Origin of the sequence: Atopobium minutum 10063974, from assembly GCF_000364325.1 — a bacterium.
In the GTDB taxonomy this organism is placed as follows: domain Bacteria; phylum Actinomycetota; class Coriobacteriia; order Coriobacteriales; family Atopobiaceae; genus Atopobium; species Atopobium minutum.
The window spans coordinates 717,049-736,448 of the sequence record NZ_KB822533.1 but is presented as its reverse complement, the minus strand read 5'-3'; the positions used below and the strand labels follow the sequence as shown (position 1 = coordinate 736,448).

Annotated in this window: 17 protein-coding genes; 5 read left to right on the top strand and 12 right to left on the bottom strand. The window is 49.8% G+C overall.

Going from position 1 to position 19,400, the window contains the following annotated elements; translation table 11 throughout:
- Nucleotides 1-26 precede the first annotated feature (26 nt).
- The 10 genes from HMPREF1091_RS03430 to HMPREF1091_RS03385 form a co-directional block, all read right to left on the bottom strand.
- On the bottom strand, nt 27-1,307 hold the full coding sequence (locus tag HMPREF1091_RS03430) for a hypothetical protein (RefSeq protein ID WP_002563439.1): 1,281 nt from the start codon (nt 1,305-1,307) through the stop codon (nt 27-29).
- Between the two features lie 343 nt (nt 1,308-1,650).
- Nucleotides 1,651-3,276: a coiled-coil domain-containing protein gene (locus HMPREF1091_RS03425; protein ID WP_155887833.1), complete on the bottom strand. Its 1,626-nt coding sequence runs from the start codon at nt 3,274-3,276 to the stop codon at nt 1,651-1,653.
- A gap of 409 nt (nt 3,277-3,685) precedes the next feature.
- Nucleotides 3,686-4,117 carry a zinc ribbon domain-containing protein gene (locus tag HMPREF1091_RS03420; RefSeq protein ID WP_002563437.1) on the bottom strand — a complete coding sequence of 144 codons (432 nt, stop codon included), beginning with the start codon at nt 4,115-4,117 and terminating at the stop codon, nt 3,686-3,688.
- Nucleotides 4,118-4,201: 84 nt separating this feature from the next.
- Complete coding sequence (locus HMPREF1091_RS03415; RefSeq protein ID WP_002563436.1) at nt 4,202-5,620, bottom strand: bifunctional folylpolyglutamate synthase/dihydrofolate synthase; 1,419 nt, start codon at nt 5,618-5,620, stop codon at nt 4,202-4,204.
- 2 nt (nt 5,621-5,622) lie between these two features.
- Nucleotides 5,623-6,195, bottom strand: coding sequence for a GTP cyclohydrolase I FolE (gene folE, locus HMPREF1091_RS03410; RefSeq protein ID WP_002563435.1), 573 nt, complete (start codon nt 6,193-6,195; stop codon nt 5,623-5,625).
- 9 nt (nt 6,196-6,204) lie between these two features.
- Entirely contained in the window at nt 6,205-7,065 is an 861-nt protein-coding gene (locus HMPREF1091_RS03405) for a bifunctional 5,10-methylenetetrahydrofolate dehydrogenase/5,10-methenyltetrahydrofolate cyclohydrolase (RefSeq protein WP_002563434.1), read from the bottom strand.
- A gap of 6 nt (nt 7,066-7,071) precedes the next feature.
- The gene (locus HMPREF1091_RS03400; RefSeq protein WP_002563433.1) at nt 7,072-7,704 is read right to left on the bottom strand and encodes a cyclodeaminase/cyclohydrolase family protein; all 633 of its coding nucleotides are present in this window, start codon (nt 7,702-7,704) and stop codon (nt 7,072-7,074) included.
- A gap of 42 nt (nt 7,705-7,746) precedes the next feature.
- Nucleotides 7,747-9,414: a formate--tetrahydrofolate ligase gene (locus tag HMPREF1091_RS03395; protein ID WP_002563432.1), complete on the bottom strand. Its 1,668-nt coding sequence runs from the start codon at nt 9,412-9,414 to the stop codon at nt 7,747-7,749.
- Between the two features lie 28 nt (nt 9,415-9,442).
- A complete protein-coding gene (locus HMPREF1091_RS03390) occupies nt 9,443-10,153 on the bottom strand; it encodes a 5-formyltetrahydrofolate cyclo-ligase (RefSeq protein WP_002563431.1) in 711 nt (236 codons plus the stop codon).
- A gap of 19 nt (nt 10,154-10,172) precedes the next feature.
- Entirely contained in the window at nt 10,173-12,860 is a 2,688-nt protein-coding gene (locus HMPREF1091_RS03385; RefSeq protein ID WP_002563430.1) for a valine--tRNA ligase, read from the bottom strand.
- 241 nt (nt 12,861-13,101) lie between these two features.
- Between HMPREF1091_RS03385 and HMPREF1091_RS03380 the strand changes: the two genes are divergently transcribed.
- From HMPREF1091_RS03380 to HMPREF1091_RS03360, 5 genes are all read left to right on the top strand, one after another.
- Nucleotides 13,102-14,058: a putative ABC transporter permease gene (locus tag HMPREF1091_RS03380; protein WP_002563429.1), complete on the top strand. Its 957-nt coding sequence runs from the start codon at nt 13,102-13,104 to the stop codon at nt 14,056-14,058.
- Nucleotides 14,051-14,818 carry a tRNA threonylcarbamoyladenosine dehydratase gene (locus tag HMPREF1091_RS03375; RefSeq protein WP_002563428.1) on the top strand — a complete coding sequence of 256 codons (768 nt, stop codon included), beginning with the start codon at nt 14,051-14,053 and terminating at the stop codon, nt 14,816-14,818. The genes HMPREF1091_RS03380 and HMPREF1091_RS03375 overlap by 8 nt, the downstream gene beginning before the upstream one ends.
- Nucleotides 14,819-14,827: 9 nt before the next feature.
- Nucleotides 14,828-15,715 carry a TatD family hydrolase gene (locus HMPREF1091_RS03370; protein ID WP_002563427.1) on the top strand — a complete coding sequence of 296 codons (888 nt, stop codon included), beginning with the start codon at nt 14,828-14,830 and terminating at the stop codon, nt 15,713-15,715.
- Nucleotide 15,716: 1 nt separating this feature from the next.
- On the top strand, nt 15,717-16,682 hold the full coding sequence (locus HMPREF1091_RS03365) for a phosphatase PAP2 family protein (RefSeq protein ID WP_002563426.1): 966 nt from the start codon (nt 15,717-15,719) through the stop codon (nt 16,680-16,682).
- Between the two features lie 74 nt (nt 16,683-16,756).
- Entirely contained in the window at nt 16,757-17,344 is a 588-nt protein-coding gene (locus tag HMPREF1091_RS03360) for a thymidine kinase (RefSeq protein WP_002563425.1), read from the top strand.
- Between the two features lie 125 nt (nt 17,345-17,469).
- Here HMPREF1091_RS03360 and clpX read toward each other — a convergent pair whose 3' ends face one another.
- The gene (gene clpX, locus HMPREF1091_RS03355; protein ID WP_002563424.1) at nt 17,470-18,771 is read right to left on the bottom strand and encodes an ATP-dependent Clp protease ATP-binding subunit ClpX; all 1,302 of its coding nucleotides are present in this window, start codon (nt 18,769-18,771) and stop codon (nt 17,470-17,472) included.
- Nucleotides 18,771-19,400 carry an ATP-dependent Clp protease proteolytic subunit gene (locus tag HMPREF1091_RS03350; RefSeq protein WP_002563423.1) on the bottom strand — a complete coding sequence of 210 codons (630 nt, stop codon included), beginning with the start codon at nt 19,398-19,400 and terminating at the stop codon, nt 18,771-18,773. The genes clpX and HMPREF1091_RS03350 overlap by 1 nt, the downstream gene beginning before the upstream one ends.

Sequence of the window (19,400 nt, the reverse complement as noted above, 5' to 3'; positions counted from 1 at the left end):
TATTGATTAAACCATCTGCCGTTTGATCAATATATGATGAGATAACATATGCATTTTTTTAAGAAATACTTTCCGTTGTAAAAATAGTAGAAGCTGCCGCTTGATTTAATGGCCTCATTAGTACTGTAGTAACCTGCCCCTTTCGTAACCGCGGTGTTAAAATAAGATGTTTGTTTATAATCAGTCTTTTGAATAAGGAAGGTAAGCTCTCGAGGTGTTAAGGTTCTTTGTGTAGGGAGCCCTTCATCTACGATGTATTCCCACGTGAGTTTTACTTCTTTTCCAAATTCAAGGTTTGATTCATCGATATACGGATTGTCGTCGAAGCCATTACCCAGATATAAATAATTGCCGCTCAGTCGTACATTAAGTGTTTGTCCATCAGGAGATATACTTGCACCTCTAATGCGGTTGAGATTTGATTGAGCAAATTTTGCGCCCTCACTCAAATGACCAATAATCCTAAGGGAAGAAATTGCAAATTTTCCTTCTCCTGCTTTAAAAATATCATCAGCAGTAAAATAAGAACCTACATTTCCAACATATAACGACGCTGCTGTTGATCCGTGAGTGGCATCATTTCCCGTTGCATAGGCAGGCACAATGTAGTACGGGGTTGTCTTCGTACTATCCTGTTTTACGCTGTAATCAGAGCTAGAAAGATAAGGTACCCTTGACTCAAGATCGCGTACCTTTGCTGTATATGTTTGCGTGACTTCAGTAAGTACCATGTTCTTTTCATCCGTAAGCTTTGCAGTTACTGTAAATGAATCTCCTTTATAAGTCTTACCTGAATAAAAAGAAAGTCCTTGCGTAGGAAACGTTGCAATAGTGCCGCCCGTAAGCTGGTCAAAGGTATATGTCTGATAGTAATTATCGGCATCTTCTGTAAATACCGATTCCTTTGCAACTGCCGATGCTGCAAATTGAGGCTTCATGATGTGTGCCTTTGGAATGGTAATCACAAGCTTAGCATTTGGGATAGAGGAGATGCTGTCAGCAACATTCATAGATATTGCAAATGGAATAGGAGCATCGGTGGGATATTCTGTAGCTCCGCCCTCAGTAAAGCGTCCGTTTTCATACGTGCCTAAAGACAAGACAATGCCAGAGTTAGAGACAGAATCTTCCACTGCATTTGCACGTTGAGGTTGTGCAGGAAAAAGAGACGTCACCAAAAGAGCTGAGACAAACATGGCAAGGCTTTTCTTAAGCTTGTCTCCCAGTGAAGAAGTCTGTTTGCTGTGCAGAGGTTCTCTGGATAGAGATGGAACTCTATCCTTGTTATTAGACGAAAAGAACAACATATGCCACCTGCTTTTTGTGATCGAAATTAAAAAAATACACTCATTGCAACTATACATATGTTAGTAATTTTGATTCACTTTTAAATTCTTTTTCAGCTCCAATACAGCTGTCCCCATCTATCCATAAATAATTCATTTATATAATTGAGCATGTCTTATCTCTCAGCCCAAGAGATAAGACATGCTCAATGGAAAATAGATTTGTATTTCGTCGTTGCACATATCCAACAGGCTAAGCCATACCAAAAAACGAGCTAGAAGAATCCTCTTCTAGCTCGAAAGAAAATCTCTGTACCGCGAGTCTTTCCAGGCACCATTTTTAGGTGCACGGAAGGAAATAAACCTACTGCCCCTGATTGTCAGATTTGCGACGCTTTGCAACAAAGAACGCACCGCCACCTGCTACAAGAGCAACAATCGAAGCAATTATTCCTGTACGAACAACATCGTTGTTCTCAGCCTTTGCCGTACTGTTAGCACCATCTGCCTTGAGGGTGGTTTGAGGCTTCTTCTCGTCCTTCTTTTCTAAAGATCCAGAACTATTCTTGTCCTGAGTAGAAGGAGCTGCTTGTGGTGTTGCAGTAGTTGCAGAAGACGCGTCTGCAGATTTAGCAGCACCACTCTTACTGATACCAGTACCAGGATTAACACGGGAACCCGGCACCGAAGGTGCAGGCTGAGGCTTTGGCAACAAATTCCTCACCTGATCTTGTGCCCAAGCCAAATCTGCCAATGCATCTGCAAGATTGCGTCGTGCATCATCAAGCGCCTGCTGCGCAGTTGTGTAGTCAGTCTGAGCAGCTGCTGCTTTAAGGCGATTCATACGCAAAGTTTTAATGAGGTCGTTCACTTCATTAAACGAAGTTGGATTATCCCCTGTTGCATCTTTTAGAATATTCCAATCAAGAGGAGCAACACGAGCAAGTTGCGCGTTTGCATCTGTAAGCTGCTGCTGTGCAGCATTCTGACGCTCATTTGCAGTCTCAAGAGCACGCTGTTTCTCAGCCTCCTGCTCTTGAGCAGTGCTAAGCTGCTTAGACGTTTCCTGTGCTCGTGCAGTAGCTTTAGTAAGGCGCTCATTTGCAGCAGCCAATTTATCACGCTGGGCGATAAGCGCTGCGAGCTCAGAACTCACGGCTTTCTTGGCAGCCTCTACATCAGAGACCTGCTTCAGAGCATCCTTAACAGCCTGCTTACGCTCTTCTGCAGTTTTTATTGCAGTCGTAAGCTGATCTTTTGCTGTGTTGAGCTGCGCAGTAAGCTTTTTAAGCTCAGTCTCGGTGCGCTTCTGCTTCTCTTGTGCGGCTTTGTATTCCTTTTCTAGCTTGGTTACCAAAGCAGAGGGCGAATGAAGTTCCTTTTGAGCTTGAGCAAGTTTATTAAGAGCATCTTGGAGTTCTTGGTCTACCTTTTCGAGCTCTGCGGTATATTTTTCAACTTCCTTTTTGTGAGCAGCAAGAGTTTGCTGGGCTTGCTGTTTTTGCTTTTGAGCTTGATCAAGCTGCGTTTGTGCATCCTGTACATCCTTCTTGCTTTTCTCTACAGACGCACGAGCCTCATCTACCTGCTTGTTAGCATCGGTTTTGAGTTTTGTAACAGCTGCTTCACCGGCTTTGTCGCTCGCTTGAACAGCCTGATTGGCTGTGTCTGCTTTTGCAGCCTTTTGTTTTGTTTGAGCAGCAGCCTTATCATAACCGTCCTGAAGGCTGTCAACCTTTTTCTGCGCAGCCTCGCTCAAGCTCTTAGCCTTATCCAAGGTAGCCTGAGCCTCCGCCAAGCTCTTTGCCGGCGTACGATCAATCTGTGTTTTGGGGACATCAGAACGAGCGGCAACAACACCAGGTGTAGGGTTCTCTGCTACAGTAGTGCCGTCATGTGCAATTGCACCAGTTGGCACCGATGACAGCACGGTCATTGCACTGGTTGCAACAATAACTGCCTGTGCAGATTTTTTCATCTTCTTACTCAAAATCAATCCATCCTTACATCTTTTGCGCTCAATGCACGTTACGCGCTCTGTGCACACTTGCGCAGTACTCTTGTGTTCCGTATTCGTACCAGCTTTGACTCATTTTTTAATTAAAGTCAAAAATTTGTGCTTAGCAATAACATGTAACGTCGTTATCAAAATAGGCATTTCCTTAACTTTTCGTCCACATCCACCAGAACTACAAAAAATGCCGAGAAGAACTTCTCGGCATGAGCTTCATATCCTGTATGAAGGTTATTTATGGAGTTGTAAGGGCGCTGACCTGCAAAAACCTATACAGCAGCTGAAAAGATAAACTGCTGCCGTCATTACTGCCAGACCATCGCCGGACCATCAAGAGCACTACCCTATCGGGCGGTTGCAGACAGCCGCAAACGGCCGGCGGCGGCTACTGAATGCGCGTGCGGCAATACGGGCAAACCTTCCAGTCCGCATTAAGAGGACGATGACAGGTGGGGCACACATTGCGCACCTGTGTATTGCAGATAGGACACACAATAAAGTCACGGTCAATAGGCGTGCCACATTTGGGGCAGATGCCATAGTGAGAAAGCTGATGCTCACGCAAGGCAATATCAAGATCTTGCTCTTCTCGGTCCACCAAATAGCTGCTTGGGCGCAAAATTACATAGGCAAGCAAGCCCACAATGGGAATAACAGAGATAATCGCCCACAGCCACCAAGGCTCGGCACCGCGGCGCTGGGCGTCACGAATAACGTACACGATGGACAAAACATACAACATAACAACGCATGCAAGCATCAGATAGATGACCATGCGTACTTCGGGCGTAATAAGCTGATTGATAAGGTCAGACATGAGGAAGTACTCCTTTAGTGTACGGTTTCAAACGCGCAGGCACGCTTCTCAAAGATTTTAGCAGAGATTGTACGCCAAACGCTTCTAGCGCAGGATCCCAATAACTTCACCCGCCAATGTGATGGAACCACAGGCTATCCATGATGTGCCCTTAAGCGCCTCTACTGCATGTTCAACATCGGGAAAAACCTGTGAAGGCATGCATCCTGCCTGCTCAAAGAGGGCGGACAACTCTGTTGCAGGTAAGGCACGAGCGGAATGTGTTTGCGTCACACATACCTGAGTAAACTCTGCAGCCAGCAAGTTTACTATGCCCGTAACGTCCTTATCGGCAAGAACCGCACACAAAAGCTGTGGACGATCCTCTTTGTTTGGTGCAATAGCACGTACAGCTGTAAGGAAGGTTTGGACGGACTGCGGATTGTGACACGCATCTACAAGAACCGGCGGATAGGGACATACCAGATCAAAGCGCCCGGGAGTGGGACACTGGACAATACTGCGCTCTGCTAGAGATTCATCCAGCGCACAGCCTAAGAACTGCTCCACCAGCACCGTGGCACAGGCGTAGTTTGCCACCTGGTAGCTGGGCTTGAGCGCACCCAAACTACCGTAGCTTGCAAAGGGTGTGGTCACATGAGCAAGGACCGTGTCGCCAATCTTGTTGGGATAGTGCACAATCTTGTAGCTGGCTGTATTGAGCGGCATCGAAGCATCGTAGGACCGCAGCTCACCTGGGTTCATTTGCCCTTGTGCATCCTCAACATGTAGGGGACGCACCAAGGTGGGGGTAACGCCACAGTTGGCACACTGCTGCAAAAAGATGTCTTCTACAGAACTGGGCGTTGCGGTACCAACACCCAAAACACAGGTTCTACCAGGCTGAATGATGGCGGCTTTCTCCTTTGCAATGGCCTGGAGCGTGTCTCCCAAAATGCGCGTATGATCAAGACCTACGCCCGTAATGGCCACGCTGCATATGGACTTAATGGCGGTGGTTGCATCCCAACGACCACCCATGCCACACTCCAAGACAGCAACCTCAACGCCCTTCTCGGCATAGATGACGCAGGCTGCAACGGTAAGGGTATCAAACTCGGTAATATCATAGGGACGCAGACCAGCAGCGCGGCGGCGCTCATTTACGCGCTGGCCCGCTTGAGCAGCAGCGGCAATACCATGCCCAAAATCCTGGGGGCTTACTGGCTTGCCGTCAATTTCCATGCGCTCGGTGTAGTGAACCAGCTCAGGAGAGGTGTACAAAGCGGTTTTATAGCCCTCGCCACGCAGTAATGCAGCTGCAAAACGGGCAGTCGAGGTCTTGCCATTGGTGCCCGCAATCTGCAAAGACTTAAAGGCAAGATCGGGATTACCCAATTCTACAAGCATATCCTGCACGGTTTCCAATAACGGCTCAATACCAAAACGCAGCGCTGCATGCAGATGTGCAAGTGCTTCGTCATACGTAAAATCAGTCACCGCAAAAGGAAGTGAATACCCCATACCTATCCCCTTAATCCGAGCAACCCCATGGCCTCTTCTCGCGTTTTAACGTTGGCCTTAAAGCAACCGCGCACAGCAGAGGTAAACGTCTGCGAGCCTGCCGAATGGATGCCGCGTATGGTCATGCAGGTATGCTCCGCCTGAAGCACCACCAACACACCCAGCGGATTAAGGGTATCTACCAATGCGTCCGCAATCTGCGCGGTCAAGCGCTCCTGCACCTGCAGTCGGTGAGAATAGCCGCTTACACAGCGAGCAATCTTAGAAAGCCCTGTAATACAGCCTTCTCTGGGGATATAGGCAACATGAGCGCGTCCCACAAAGGGCAGCATATGGTGCTCACACATGGAAGAAAACGGAATATCACGCACCAGCACCATCTCTTGGTTGTCCTGTTCGTGAAACTGCTTAAGCAAATGGTGCGCGGGGTCTTCTTCCATACCACTCAACAGCTCTTCATACGCGCGCGCCACCCTATCGGGCGTGCCCAAAAGACCTTCTCGATCCGGGTCTTCTCCAATTGCGATCAACAATTCACGTACCGCAGCTTGAGCGCGGAGTTTATCTACAGCCATAGACCTTCCTTATTTTTTGCTGATGCTGCGCTCGGCAGCGCTCACAACATGATCGATAAGTACGGCGCAGGTAAGCACTCCCACGCCGCCTGGTACAGGACTGATTGCGCTCACCCGAGGCTCTACGCTGGCAAAATCCACATCACCCACCAGTGCTTGAGCATCCTCGTCCCAGGTAATACCCACATCTATAACCACTTGCTCAGGGTTGGTTCCCGCTGCTGAGAAACTCCGTGGATGTCCCGTAGCAACTACCACTACCTGGGCCTGCGCGCAGAGCTTCTCAATCTGGCGTGTCTTAGAGTGGCATACGGTAGGAGTGGCGTTGCGCGCAAGCAGCAGGGCAGCCAAAGGACGACCAACTACCAACGAACGCCCCATAACTACAACATGCGCGCCCTCCAAGGTGACCTCATAAAAGTCCAGCATGCGTATGACAGCCTCTGCTGTACAGGGCGCATAGCCTACTGAATCATGCGCAAACACACCATACAAGGAGCTGTGTGTTACGCCATCAACATCTTTTTTGGGATCGAGCGCCGCGCACACCGCCGCCTGATCAATCTGTTGCGGCATGGGACGAAACAGTAGCACACCATGAATATGAGGGTCTTCATTGAGCGACACCACCGCAGCAAGTACCTCTTGCGTCGTACAATTTTGCGGCAAGACGAGAGTGCGAACCTGCACACACGCAGACTCAGCGCGCTTAAGAATGCTTCGCTCATAGGAAAGATCGTCCGGATTGTTACCTACGCGCACCAGCGCAAGCGTAGGCTCTACCCCTTTTTGGATTAAAGCCGCCACACGAGCAGCGCTTTGTTCTTGTATCTGTTTTGCGACAGGAGTGCCGCGCAAAAGTTGTGTCATAGTTACCTACCGAGAAGTGCGAATGTGTTCGTATACCGTAGTTGCCAAAGCATGGGCACGCGGTAACCAGCGGTCTAAGATCTCATCACATTCAGATTCAATTTGTGTACGCTGCCGGGTATCCACAAGACAGTTGGTGTTAACAAACACATTAAGTGCCGCTGCTTGAAGGGCAGCTCCGCACAATAATGCACCCGTTCCCACATCGGATAAAAGTAGCCGAGAGCAGACACCAATTAGATCTTCTAGCAGCACAATTGTTTGAACGAGGGCGCGCATCATGGCTAGGGGCGCTTTGGTCGCAGCATACGTGGCAGCCTGTATCTGCGCATCACGCGCAGGATTGGTCTTAGAGAGTGCCCAAGCCTGTGCAAGCTCTTCTACTGCTTTGGCATCAAAATCAACCTGAAGCATAAGTTCTGCTGCCTGATTTTCCAGCTGGGCGATAAGTTCCACCAGACGGTCATCATATTGCAAAAAGGCAGGCTTACCCTGAGTAAATGAGGCGGCCATACAGCCCAAGGAAGCTCCAAGGGCACCTACCAGTGCCGTAACCGAACCGCCTCCTGGAATAGACTGCTTTTGTCCCACCTGGCGAACATAGTCCATGCAGCTTAGGTCTGTAACCGGCGTAATCAAACATCCTCCCGTAAATAACACAGCGTTAAAACAGATGTGTACTTAGAACAGGCCTACGATGGTACCGTCTTCAGTTACATCAATCTTTTCTGCAGCGGGAATCTTGGGCAGTCCCGGCATGGTCATAATATCACCCGTAAGCGCCACAATAAAGCCTGCACCAGCAGAAACGCGCAGGTTACGCACGGTAATGCGGAAATTCGTAGGAGCGCCCAACTTGGTTTGATCATCCGAGAAGGAATACTGCGTTTTAGCAACACACAACGGCAGGTTACCAAACCCTTGCTCTTCCAGCTGTTTGAGCTGTTTTGCAGCAGCTGGCGTAAGATCTACACCATCTGCATAGTAAATCTTTGTAGCAAGGTCATGGAGTTTCTTCTCGATACTATCCTGCGTTTGATAGGCATATTGCAAATGACTGGGTTCTTCGCACAGACGTACCAGTTCTTGTGCCAAAGCTAAGCCGCCCTCGGAACCCTTGGCCCACACCTCAGACAAAGCAACATGCACGCCAAGCTCATTGCACTTTTGTTCCACCAGTGCCAACTCCGCTGCGGTATCGGTAGGAAAGGCATTGATGGCCACCACAACGGGCAAGCCATAAACATCCTTGATGTTTTGAACGTGGCGCAACAAGTTGGGCATACCAGCCTCAAGAGCAGCCAAGTTCTCCTCGCACAGCTCTGTCTTAGCAACGCCGCCGTTATACTTAAGCGCACGAACCGTTGCTACCAGCACCACAGCACTGGGTGCAATACCTGCCGCGCGACACTTAATATCCAAGAACTTCTCGGCACCTAAATCTGCGCCAAAACCGGCCTCGGTTACCACATAGTCCGCAAGCTTGAGCGCCGTGGTGGTTGCCAATACTGAATTACAGCCATGGGCAATGTTGGCAAAAGGTCCACCGTGGACAAATGCAGGATTGTTTTCAAGCGTCTGGACCAGATTAGGCTTAATAGCATCCTTAAGCAGGGCCGTCATAGCACCCTGAGCCTTAATGTCTGCCACGGTAACGGGTTTGCGATCATAGGTATACGCAATGACCATGCGAGCCAAACGGGTTTTGAGATCAAGCAAATCCGTTGCCAAACAGAAGCAAGCCATAACCTCCGAGGCTACCGTGATGTCAAAGCCATCTTGGCGGGGCATGCCATCGGCAATACCACCCAGGCCATCCACTACGTTGCGCAACTGACGATCATTCATGTCCACGCAACGCTTCCAAACCACACGACGGGGATCAATACCCAAGGCATTACCCTGCTTAATGTGGTTATCCAGCAGCGCAGCACACAGATTGTTGGCCGCACCAATGGCATGAAAATCGCCCGTAAAGTGTAGGTTAATGTCTTCCATGGGAACAACTTGGGCGTGTCCACCACCAGCCGCACCGCCCTTAATACCAAAGACAGGCCCCAGCGACGGCTCACGCAAACACAGCAAGGTATTGTGGCCAAGCTTGTTCATTGCATCCGCCAAGCCAACCGAGGTGGTTGTTTTGCCCTCACCCGCTGGCGTGGGGTTAATGGCACTCACCAATATAAGCTTACCCTTTTGGGGCTTATCGGTAAGAGAATGGATATCTACCTTAGCCTTGGTGTATCCGTAAGGCTCCAGCATCTGCTCAGTTAAACCCGCTTTTTTTGCCACGTCAACAATGGGCAACAGCTGTGCTTCTTGAGCAATCTCAATATCGGTCTTAGCCATGGCAAACCTTCCTTAGTGCTTTAAAAACTTAGGGACGAATTACCTGCGTATCACAAATGACACAGCGAACAGGAAGATCTCTGTTGGTCAAGCACTGTTCACTTTCTAAGCTGTAAATCAAATTGGAGCTGTGTACAACGCCTACACTAAAGCCTGGGAATATCGACAAAAACCTGTCATAGCAGCCCATACCATATCCCAAACGATAGCCCACATGATCATAGACAAGCCCGGGAATCACCGCTAGTTGCTGTGGATTTTTTACAGGAGCATAGGCGGCCACTCCCTGTGCAGGGCGTGCCCCCGCAATTTCTGGATAGCCCTCCCCCACCTTAAGCAAAGCAGCGGGATTTTCCAGAGGCTCCCATACCCCAAAAGCGCTGCGTTCAAAACCAGCATCTGCAAGCTGGTCTGTGGCGGCAAGCTGTGCATAACTAGGCTGTGGCTTGCAGCTATACCACAACAAGCGCTTGGTTGTTTGGTCCACGCGAGGAAAAGCCAGCGTTTTACCCTGTTCCCATGCGGCTTCAATAAGAGCAACGGTCGAAACTTCCGCGGGTAAAGATACATATGCAAAGATGGTATCTGCCTGCTGCCACTCAGGTAGGGCAAGCAGGTGCGTGGTGATGGCACTTGCTTGCGCAGCACGCTCAGAAGCTAACAAGGATGAACGGCGCGCTAAGGCCTCTTCGCGCAAGGACTGCTTACATTTTGGAATAAGAGATCTGCGATCGTTCACTTTGACTGCTCCTCATTGTTTAGCACAAGTCTGCTACCTGGGCTTTAAGCGTTGCAATCGTAGCCTCTAATTCTGCTGCCTGGCTTTGTTTTTTGGCGATAACCTCAGGAGCAGCCTTAGCTACAAACGCCTCATTTGCTAGGGTCTTTGCAACAGACGCATAGGTTTTTTCTGCACCAGCAAGCTCTTTTTGAACGCGCGCCGCCTCTGCAGACAAATCTACCAAACCACCAAGAGCAATGTACATCTCCAAGCTACCGTCTGCTACGGTTACGCTACCAGCAGGTTTGTCTGCCTCAGGCGCAAGGGTAAGCTCACTCACACGACCAACGTGGGCTATAAAGTCACGCTGTGCTTCCAGTACCGCAAGCTCTTCTGCAGAGGCCTTTACCACAACAGCAAGTTCCGTCTTGGGAGACAAACGATAGCGAGCACGGCTCGAACGGACGCTGGAAATAACACGACGAGCAAGCTCAAAGTCATTCTCGGCCTTGGTGTTGACAAAAGATTGCAAAGCATCAGGTTCAGGCCATGCAGCCACCATCAAGAACGGGGCATCATGAGCATCCAAGCCAGAGGCAGGAAGCGCGTCCCAGATCTTCTCGGTAACAAAGGGCATAACGGGATGGAGCAGACGCAAGCTTACGTCCAGCACATACACCAAGTTACGCTGCACCTGCAAGCGCTGGTCGGGCGTACCATCCAAAAGACGGCCCTTGCACAGCTCGATGTACCAGTCACAGACCTCATTCCAGAAGAACGCCTGAATGGAGCGGGCATAGTCGCCAAACTCATAGCCTTCCAGCTGGTTGGTGGTCTGTGCAACCGTACGAGCCAAGCGAGACAGCATCCACGCGTCCTCGGGCGTTTGCGCCTGAGCAGGACCAGGCGTGTAGCCATCCAGGTTCATCTGAACAAAGCGGCTGGCGTTCCAGATCTTGGTAACAAAGGCTTTTGCCTGCTCGGTACGGGGAGAATCAAGCAGCTTCTTTGTCTTCTTATCTATGGTGGCGTCAAACTTGACGTCCTGGTTGTTGGTAATAAGCGTGAGCAAATTAAAGCGCATGGCATCTGCGCCGTACTTCTCCATAAGCTCCATGGGATCTACGCCATTGCCCTTGGATTTGGACATGCGACTGCCATCCTTAGCCAAAATGGTGGCGTAAATATACACATCATGGAAGGGAATCTCATCTGTAAAGTACAGCGAGCTCATAACCATACGCGCTACCCAAAGGGCGATAATGTCACGAGCTGTTACCAATACCTTGGTGGGATGATGCTCTGCAAGCTGGCTAGTATCCTGAGGCCATCCCTGCGTAGCAAAGGTCCAGAGCTGACTAGAAAACCAGGTGTCCAACACATCTTCATCCTGATGCACGTGGTGCGAGCCACACACAGGACATACATCGGTATCCTGCATGAGTGCATCCTGCCATCCACAGTCATCGCAATAAAAGACCGGAATACGATGCCCCCACCACAGCTGGCGAGAAATACACCAATCCTTAAGATTTTCCATCCAGGTAAGGTAAGTTTGCGTCCACCTTTGTGGGTGGAAGTTCAGCTCACCACTCTTGACCACCTGCGTTGCACGCGCCTTAAGTGTGTCAACCGCAACAAACCACTGTTCACTCAACCAAGGTTCAAGCGTTGTGTCGCAACGGTAGCAATGCATAACCGAGTGCTCAAGGTCCTCCGTGTGGTCCAATAAATTGTGCTGCTCAAACCAATCCAACACGGCAGCACGGCACTCGGTGGCGCTCAGACCGCTAAAGTCTCCGTAACCCTCCACCACATGAGCGTGCTCGTCAAAGATATTGATTTGGGGCAGATCATGTGCCTGACCCATAGCAAAATCGTTGGGGTCATGCGCCGGCGTTACCTTAACAAAGCCCGTGCCATACCCGGCATCGACATGCCAATCCGCAAAAATAGGAATTTCTCGATTAACAATGGGTAGCATAACAGTCTTGCCCACCAACTTTTGCTTGTCCTTATCGGAAGGAGAAACCGCAATACCGGTATCACCCAGCATGGTTTCCGGACGAGTTGTCGCAACGGTAATGTAGTCCATGCCATCCACAGGCTCCGTAAGTGGATAGCGCAGGTACCACAGATGGCCCTTCTCATCACGATACTCGGCCTCATCATCAGAAATAGCTGTCAGGCAATGAGGGCACCAGTTAACAATACGCTTCCCGCGGTAGATCAGCTTGTTGTGATACCACTCGACAAAGACTTTGCGCACGGCCTGCGCATACTCAGGACTCATGGTAAACTTCTCGTCCTCAAAGTCTACCGAGCAACCCATGCGCTTGATCTGATTAAGAATGGTACCGCCGTACTCATGCGTCCAATCCCAGCACGCATCTAAGAACTGCTCACGCCCTATTTCCAGGCGAGAAATACCTTGCGCCTTAAGCTTTTTGTCCACCTTGGTTTGGGTGGCAATGCCAGCGTGATCAGTACCTACGATCCAGCGGGTAGAACGGCCACGCATGCGGTTGTAGCGCACAAAGCTATCTTGGATGCTGTCATCCATTGCATGGCCCATGTGCAAAATGCCCGTAACGTTTGGTGGCGGAATAACAACCGTGCAATCCCCTACACCCTTGTTCCGACGATAGCAACCAGCATCCATCCACTTTTGAATAAGTTCTGGCTCACTCGTTTGAGGATCATACGACTTAGGCATTTCTTCCACGATACCCTCTGCCTTCTCTTGGTGCGCTTACATGGCCTGGCGTAAGGCCATAGCTACGACATAGTAGTTACGAACAAACAAGTATACCAAGCAGAATAGCACGCTAATGCTCACAGCTGTTTTAACATGATCAAGCTATGCGTTTTACTGCAGGAATACCATAGTCTAGGTGGAGGAATACCATAGTTTAGACGTATGTGAGACAATAGCTATTTGTTTTCTAATCGTATGGAGCCTTTGTATGTTACTTGCTCTTATATCCCTGTTGGTAGCACTTCTTGTGCTGCGGATACTTGTTGCTATTGCACGCCGCTTTATTTCTTGGCTGGGGCACGGCACTTCCGTGTACCACCTGGTAGGCGAAAACATGCCCGTAGAGGCTCAATATGCTGCCCAAATTAGAGCCTATGTAGCACAGGCCGAGAAGGTCCGTCATGACCATGGTATTATCGCGAGCTTGCGCACCGGCCAAAAGCATCTCTCGCGAGAACAACGTGATGCCATTCAGCATTCCGTAGACCGCGCACGTGAGGCCTACCTGTCCTATATGAAGCTCGAGCCCTACCAGCTCATTATCATTTTTTTGATAGGCAGTGTAGCGGGCCTTGTACTGGAAGAGCTGTGGATGTTTTTTACAGCCGGCCTAACCCAAAGCCGCGTCGGTTTGGTGTGGGGTCCGTTTTCTCCGCTCTATGGCTTTGGAGCCACCCTGCTTACCATTATTTGTTGGCACTTACGTTGCCGTAATGCCAACAATATGACCATCTTTTTTGTATCCGTAGTTGTTGGTGGTGCCTTAGAGCAGCTTACCGGCTGGGGTATGGAGACTTTCTTTCATGCCTCAAGCTGGACATACATCTATCTTCCTGACCACATTACTCAATGGGTTGCCTGGCGCTTTTTGTTCTTTTGGGGCATATTAGGCCTTGCTTGGGCACGCATTATTATGCCCGACTTGCTATATAGGATTGGGATGATAACCACGCAGCGCCAGCTGATCTTTATCTCCCTTCTTGCCCTGTATTTATCGGCAGATATCTTTATGACCGTCATGTGCTTTGGACGCAAAACACTGCGCGATAAAGGCATTCCCCCACAAAACGCTTTTGAAGCCTGGGTAGATGCTAACTATACCGATGAGTTTATTGCTGCTCGCTTCCAAAATATGACCATCACGCAAGGATCACCGCATGAATAACAATCCTGCCATGGAGCGCTTACTGCTTGTCATGGGCAAAGAGGCGCTTTTAAAGCTTTCCAACAGCTGCGTTATGATCATTGGCATTGGTGGCGTAGGTTCCAACTGTGCAGAAGCCCTTGCGCGCGGCGGCGTAGGAAAATTTATCTTGCTCGATCGGGACACGGTTGAGCTGAGTAATATCAATCGTCAGGCAGTAGCGTTTTATAGCACACAAGGCCGCAGTAAAGTGGAAGTTATGGCAGAACTTATCCACGACATTAACCCCAATGCAGAGGTACAAACCATTCATGCGTTTTTGCCCAAGACCGTAGATGAGATTTTGGACAGCCTTGAGCGCCCCGACTACGTTGTGGATGCCATAGACACCATTTCTCAAAAGCTTGCGCTGGCGCATTGGTGTCAAAAGCACGCCATCCCCGAGATTAGCTCTATGGGTGGTGCCAACAAAATTGATCCCACCTATCTTAAGTTTGCTTCTATCGAGAAAACCACCATATGTCCCGTAGCACGCATTATGCGCAAGGAGTGCAAAAAGCGCGGCATCCGTAAGCTGCAGGTGCTCTATTCTGATGAAGTACCACTGCCCGCTCTTGGTAGCGATAACGAACAACAGGATGGGCAGCAAGGTGACCAGCGCGATAAGGGTTCTCTTCTGGGAACCATGAGCTATCTTCCACCCATCATGGGACAGATGCTTGCCAGTCGCGTTATCCGCGATCTCACTGGTTTAGTCAACAACCAAACCAAACACCGATAAGAGCGGGATATGACTTCTCAAACCACAGCAGATACTACACAGACAGCAGCGCACGCCACGCCAGTCGCACACGCTTCCCAGTCGCCATACACGCTTTACGATATGCACCTTCACCTGGACTTTTGTGACAATCCCACTCACATACTTGCCCAGGCGCAGCAGCTTGGTTTGGCATGTTTTGCAGTTCCGGTAACACCACAAAGCTCTCAGGCGTTTGCACAACAGATGTACGCCCACAACAGCAAAGGCTCTCTACCAAACCTTCGCATTGGCATTGGCGCTCATCCCTGGTGGATCTCTGACGGCTCTATCACGCAGCAAGACATACAAACTGCCTGTACACTCATTGCGCACCAGAACTTTGTGGGAGAAATTGGTCTCGATTTTTCTCCTAAACACACCGATCCCGCTTCTCAAGATGCTCAAATTGCTGCGTTTACACAGCTCTGCAAGGCTGCGGCAGAAGCGTCTTTGACCAGCGGACAGATGCGCGTTCTGTCCATCCATGCCGTCCAATCTGCACCAGAAGTGCTAAGCATCCTTGAAGCCACAGATGCCCTTACGCAATGCCTGTGCATCTTTCATTGGTACAGCGGTCCGAGCGATACCCTGCACAAAGCCGTCACCCACGGATGCTTTTTCTCGATAAACCCTATGATGCTCAATACCAAGCGAGGTCGTGAGTACGCCCGACAAATCCCTCTGACGCAGCTACTCACGGAAACCGATCTCCCAGCACCCGAACACACAAATCTTACGGCACAAGAAATCCAGGATGCACTGTGGCAAACCATAGAAAAGATCGCTCATATTCGTGCTATGGATCCCCTTGCACTCCGCGCACAGGTGGCTCACAATGCTGCCAATATTTTCGCCAGCGCTTTGGGAGGTGACTAGGGTGGATATTACATACCTGTTGTGGTTACAAGGACTGCGCGAGAGCATGGGTCCCATACTGGACGGCTTTTCTAATTTTGTCAGCTCTGTAATCGTAGGTCCTGTTGCCATCGTAGTGGTAGCGCTCCTGTATTGGTGCGTAGACAAACGAGCTGGCTGGTATGTCCTTACCAGCTTTGCCATAGGCACCAATATCAACCAGACGCTCAAAGACTACTTTTGTATCCCCCGCCCCTGGATGCGCTCTTCTCATATCCATCCTTCCCCGGCAGCCCTCGGTGGTGCCACGGGATATTCCTTTCCCAGTGGACATAGCCAAACCGCTGCATCTGTTTTTGGTGCTATGGGGTGGCAGTATCGTCACCTCAAGGCTTGGATGCTCCCTCTTGCCGGAATCCTCACTATCTTGGTGGCTCTTTCTCGCAATATACTTGGTGTCCATACGCCGCAAGACGTACTGGTAGGCATGGCCGTAGGCGCTCTTTCTTTGTGGCTGAGCGCCCTGCTCCTCAAGTGGATGGAACAACAAAACAACTCCCCCGCTACCGTGGCATTTGTCTTTATGGGCTTAGCGCTTCTGCTAATGCTCTACACCGTGCTTAAACCGTATCCAATCCCACAAGCTGGCACGGCTATCTCCGTGGTAGAGATGCAAAAGGATGCCTTTACCACTGCAGGCCTTTTGGCGGGCTTGGGTGTTTCATGGTGGGCCGAGAAGCGCTTTGTAAACTTCACGATTGATCATTCCAATAGGCAGCAAGGACGGCTGCGTGTTGTATGTGGCCTGGGCCTTATTGCTGTTTGCTTTGTAGGTGTTTTGCTGCCGCTTAAATTTCTTATGCAAACAAACGTTATCTACAAATTCTGCAAGGGATTTTTGCTTGTCATAACTGGTGTAGTAGCTGGCCCCGCGCTGACCCAATACATAGAAAAGAGTCGAGCGCAGCGCGGCACAAATGCGCAATAATAGATGAGACCTACTCACCTCTGACCAGCTGTCTTCATTTTGAGCACAGGCATGTTTGAGCAAAGGATTTCTTAATGGCTAAATTGTATTTCACCTATGGTGCTATGAACTGCGGAAAGTCTACCTCTTTGCTACAAGTTGCCTACAATTATGAAGAGCGTGACATGCATGTGGTGGTACTCAAACCCTCCGTGGATACTAAGGGTGATAACACGGTGGTAAGCAGGCTAGGCACACAACGTACCGTTGATCGCCTGTTGCACAACGATGACAATATGCAAGACGTTCTCGCTTGTCTTTTTGAGGAGCGCTTGGTGCCCATTGCCTGTGTGCTCGTAGATGAATCCCAGTTTTTGACCCCTCAGCAGGTCAATCAACTACACATCTTTGCACATACCAAAGGCATACCTGTTATGTGCTACGGTCTGCGTGCGGACTTTAGAACCGATGGATTTCCCGGTGCCACCCGCCTGTTAGAAATTGCTGATGACATCAAAGAGATTAAGACCATTTGCTCATGTGGTAAAAAAGCAACATTTAACATGCGTTATGTCAATGGCAAACCCTCGTTTGAAGGCAATCAGATTGAGATTGATGATCAAGCAGATGTGAGCTACAAATCTGTGTGTGCGGACTGTTATTACCGCATAGCAAAGCTATAACGCAAGCCTGTTCTTGGCTGCACGCTTCCCCATCTGCCTTCCTGCATATAAATCCTCTATACACAAATAATCCTCTTGTCTACCGACAAGAGGATTAGGTACGGTTCTCTGTTTTTTGCAAAGCGCTACTTGCGGCTCTTTATCGAGGTTATGAATTGCGGTTGCTCAGAGCCATTAACTGAGCGCTCAGTCACCACGACCTTCTCGATAGTCAGGTCATCGGGAATGTTGAACATCGTATCCTGCAGGGTTGCTTCGCAAATAGCGCGCAAACCACGAGCACCCGTGCCACGCTTGAGTGCCATGCGCGCAATCGCACGCAGCGCCTCAGGCTCAAACTCAAGCTGTACGCCCTCAAGCTTAAACATGCGGCGATACTGCTTAACAATAGCGTTTTTGGGCTCAGTCAGGATCTTGACCAGGTCATCCTCACGCAGCTCACGGGTAGAAGTGATTACGGGAATACGGCCGATAAACTCGGGGATCATGCCAAATTTATGCAGGTCCATAGGGGTCACTTCACTCATCAGCTCATCCTGAGAGTCTTCCACCTTGGTGGCAAGCTCAGAGTTAAAGCCCACACCCTTTTTGCCAATGCGGTCTGCCACAATCTTGTCCAAACCAACAAAGGCACCGCCGCAGATAAACAGGATGTTAGTGGTATCAATGTGGATAAGCTCCTGTTGAGGATGCTTACGACCACCCTGAGGAGGCACACTTGCCTGTGTGCCTTCAAGGATCTTGAGCAGCGCTTGCTGTACGCCCTCACCAGATACATCACGCGTAATGGACAGATTTTCTGCCTTGCGTGCGATCTTATCAATCTCATCAATGTAGACAATGCCCACTTGAGCACGCTCTACATCACCATCGGCAGCGGTAATAAGCTTAAGCAGGATGTTCTCAACATCCTCACCCACATAGCCGGCCTCGGTAAGGGTTGTGGCGTCAGCAATGGCAAAGGGCACTTCCAAAAAGCGTGCAAGGGTTTGTGCAAGCAGCGTCTTACCCGTACCGGTGGGTCCAAGCAGCAAGATGTTGCTCTTTGCGAGCTCCACTTCCTCCTCGTCATCCTCCAAGACATCATCACCAGCAAGTGCACGGCGATAATGGTTGTACACCGCTACACTCATAGCACGTTTGGCATCCTCTTGACCCATAACGTACTGTGAAAGCTCATCATAGATCTCGTGAGGCGTGGGCAAGTTTTTAATGAGCGGAGCCAGCTCAAGCTGCTCTTCCTCTTCAGGTACCTCAGTAGCAAAGGCATCTGCCTCAGAAATGATGTCATTGCACGCAACAACACACTCATCGCAAATAAATACGCTACCAGGACCCTGGATAAGCTTACGCACCTGATCGCGCGATTTCCCGCAAAACGAACAGTGCAGCTCTGGATCCTTGCCTTTGCCATTAAAGTCCGACATTAGCGCTCCTCGGATATGTTGGCGCTTTCCTTACGAGAAGTAATGACCTTATCGACAAGGCCATACTCCATTGCCTGCTGAGCACGCATGTAATTATCGCGCTCGGTATCTGCATTGATGGTCTCAATGGGTTGACCAGTAAATCCAGCGAGCAAACCATTAAGGTGCTCACGAATATACTTGGTCTCATCTGCAACAATCTGGATATCCGTTTGCTGACCCTGAGCACCAGAGCTTGGTTGGTGGATAAGCACCATGGAGTTAGGAAGCGCAAAACGCTTGCCCTTGGCACCAGCGGCAAGCAGTACCGCACCCATAGATGCAGCCATGCCCACGCAAATGGTGGATACATCAGGCTTAATAAAGTTCATGGTATCCAAAATACCCAAACCCGCGTACACATCACCACCGGGAGAATCAATGTACAAAGAGATGTCCTTGTCGGGATCCTGGCTTTCCAGATGCAGCAACTGCGCAATTACCAAATTGGCGGAGTCCCGCGTAACGGGCTCGCCCAAAAAGACAATGCGGTCGTTAAGCAAACGTGAGTAGATGTCATAGCTACGCTCGCCGCGCGGAGTTTGCTCGACAACGTAAGGAATGAGCGGAGTATTGGTAGGATTGAACAT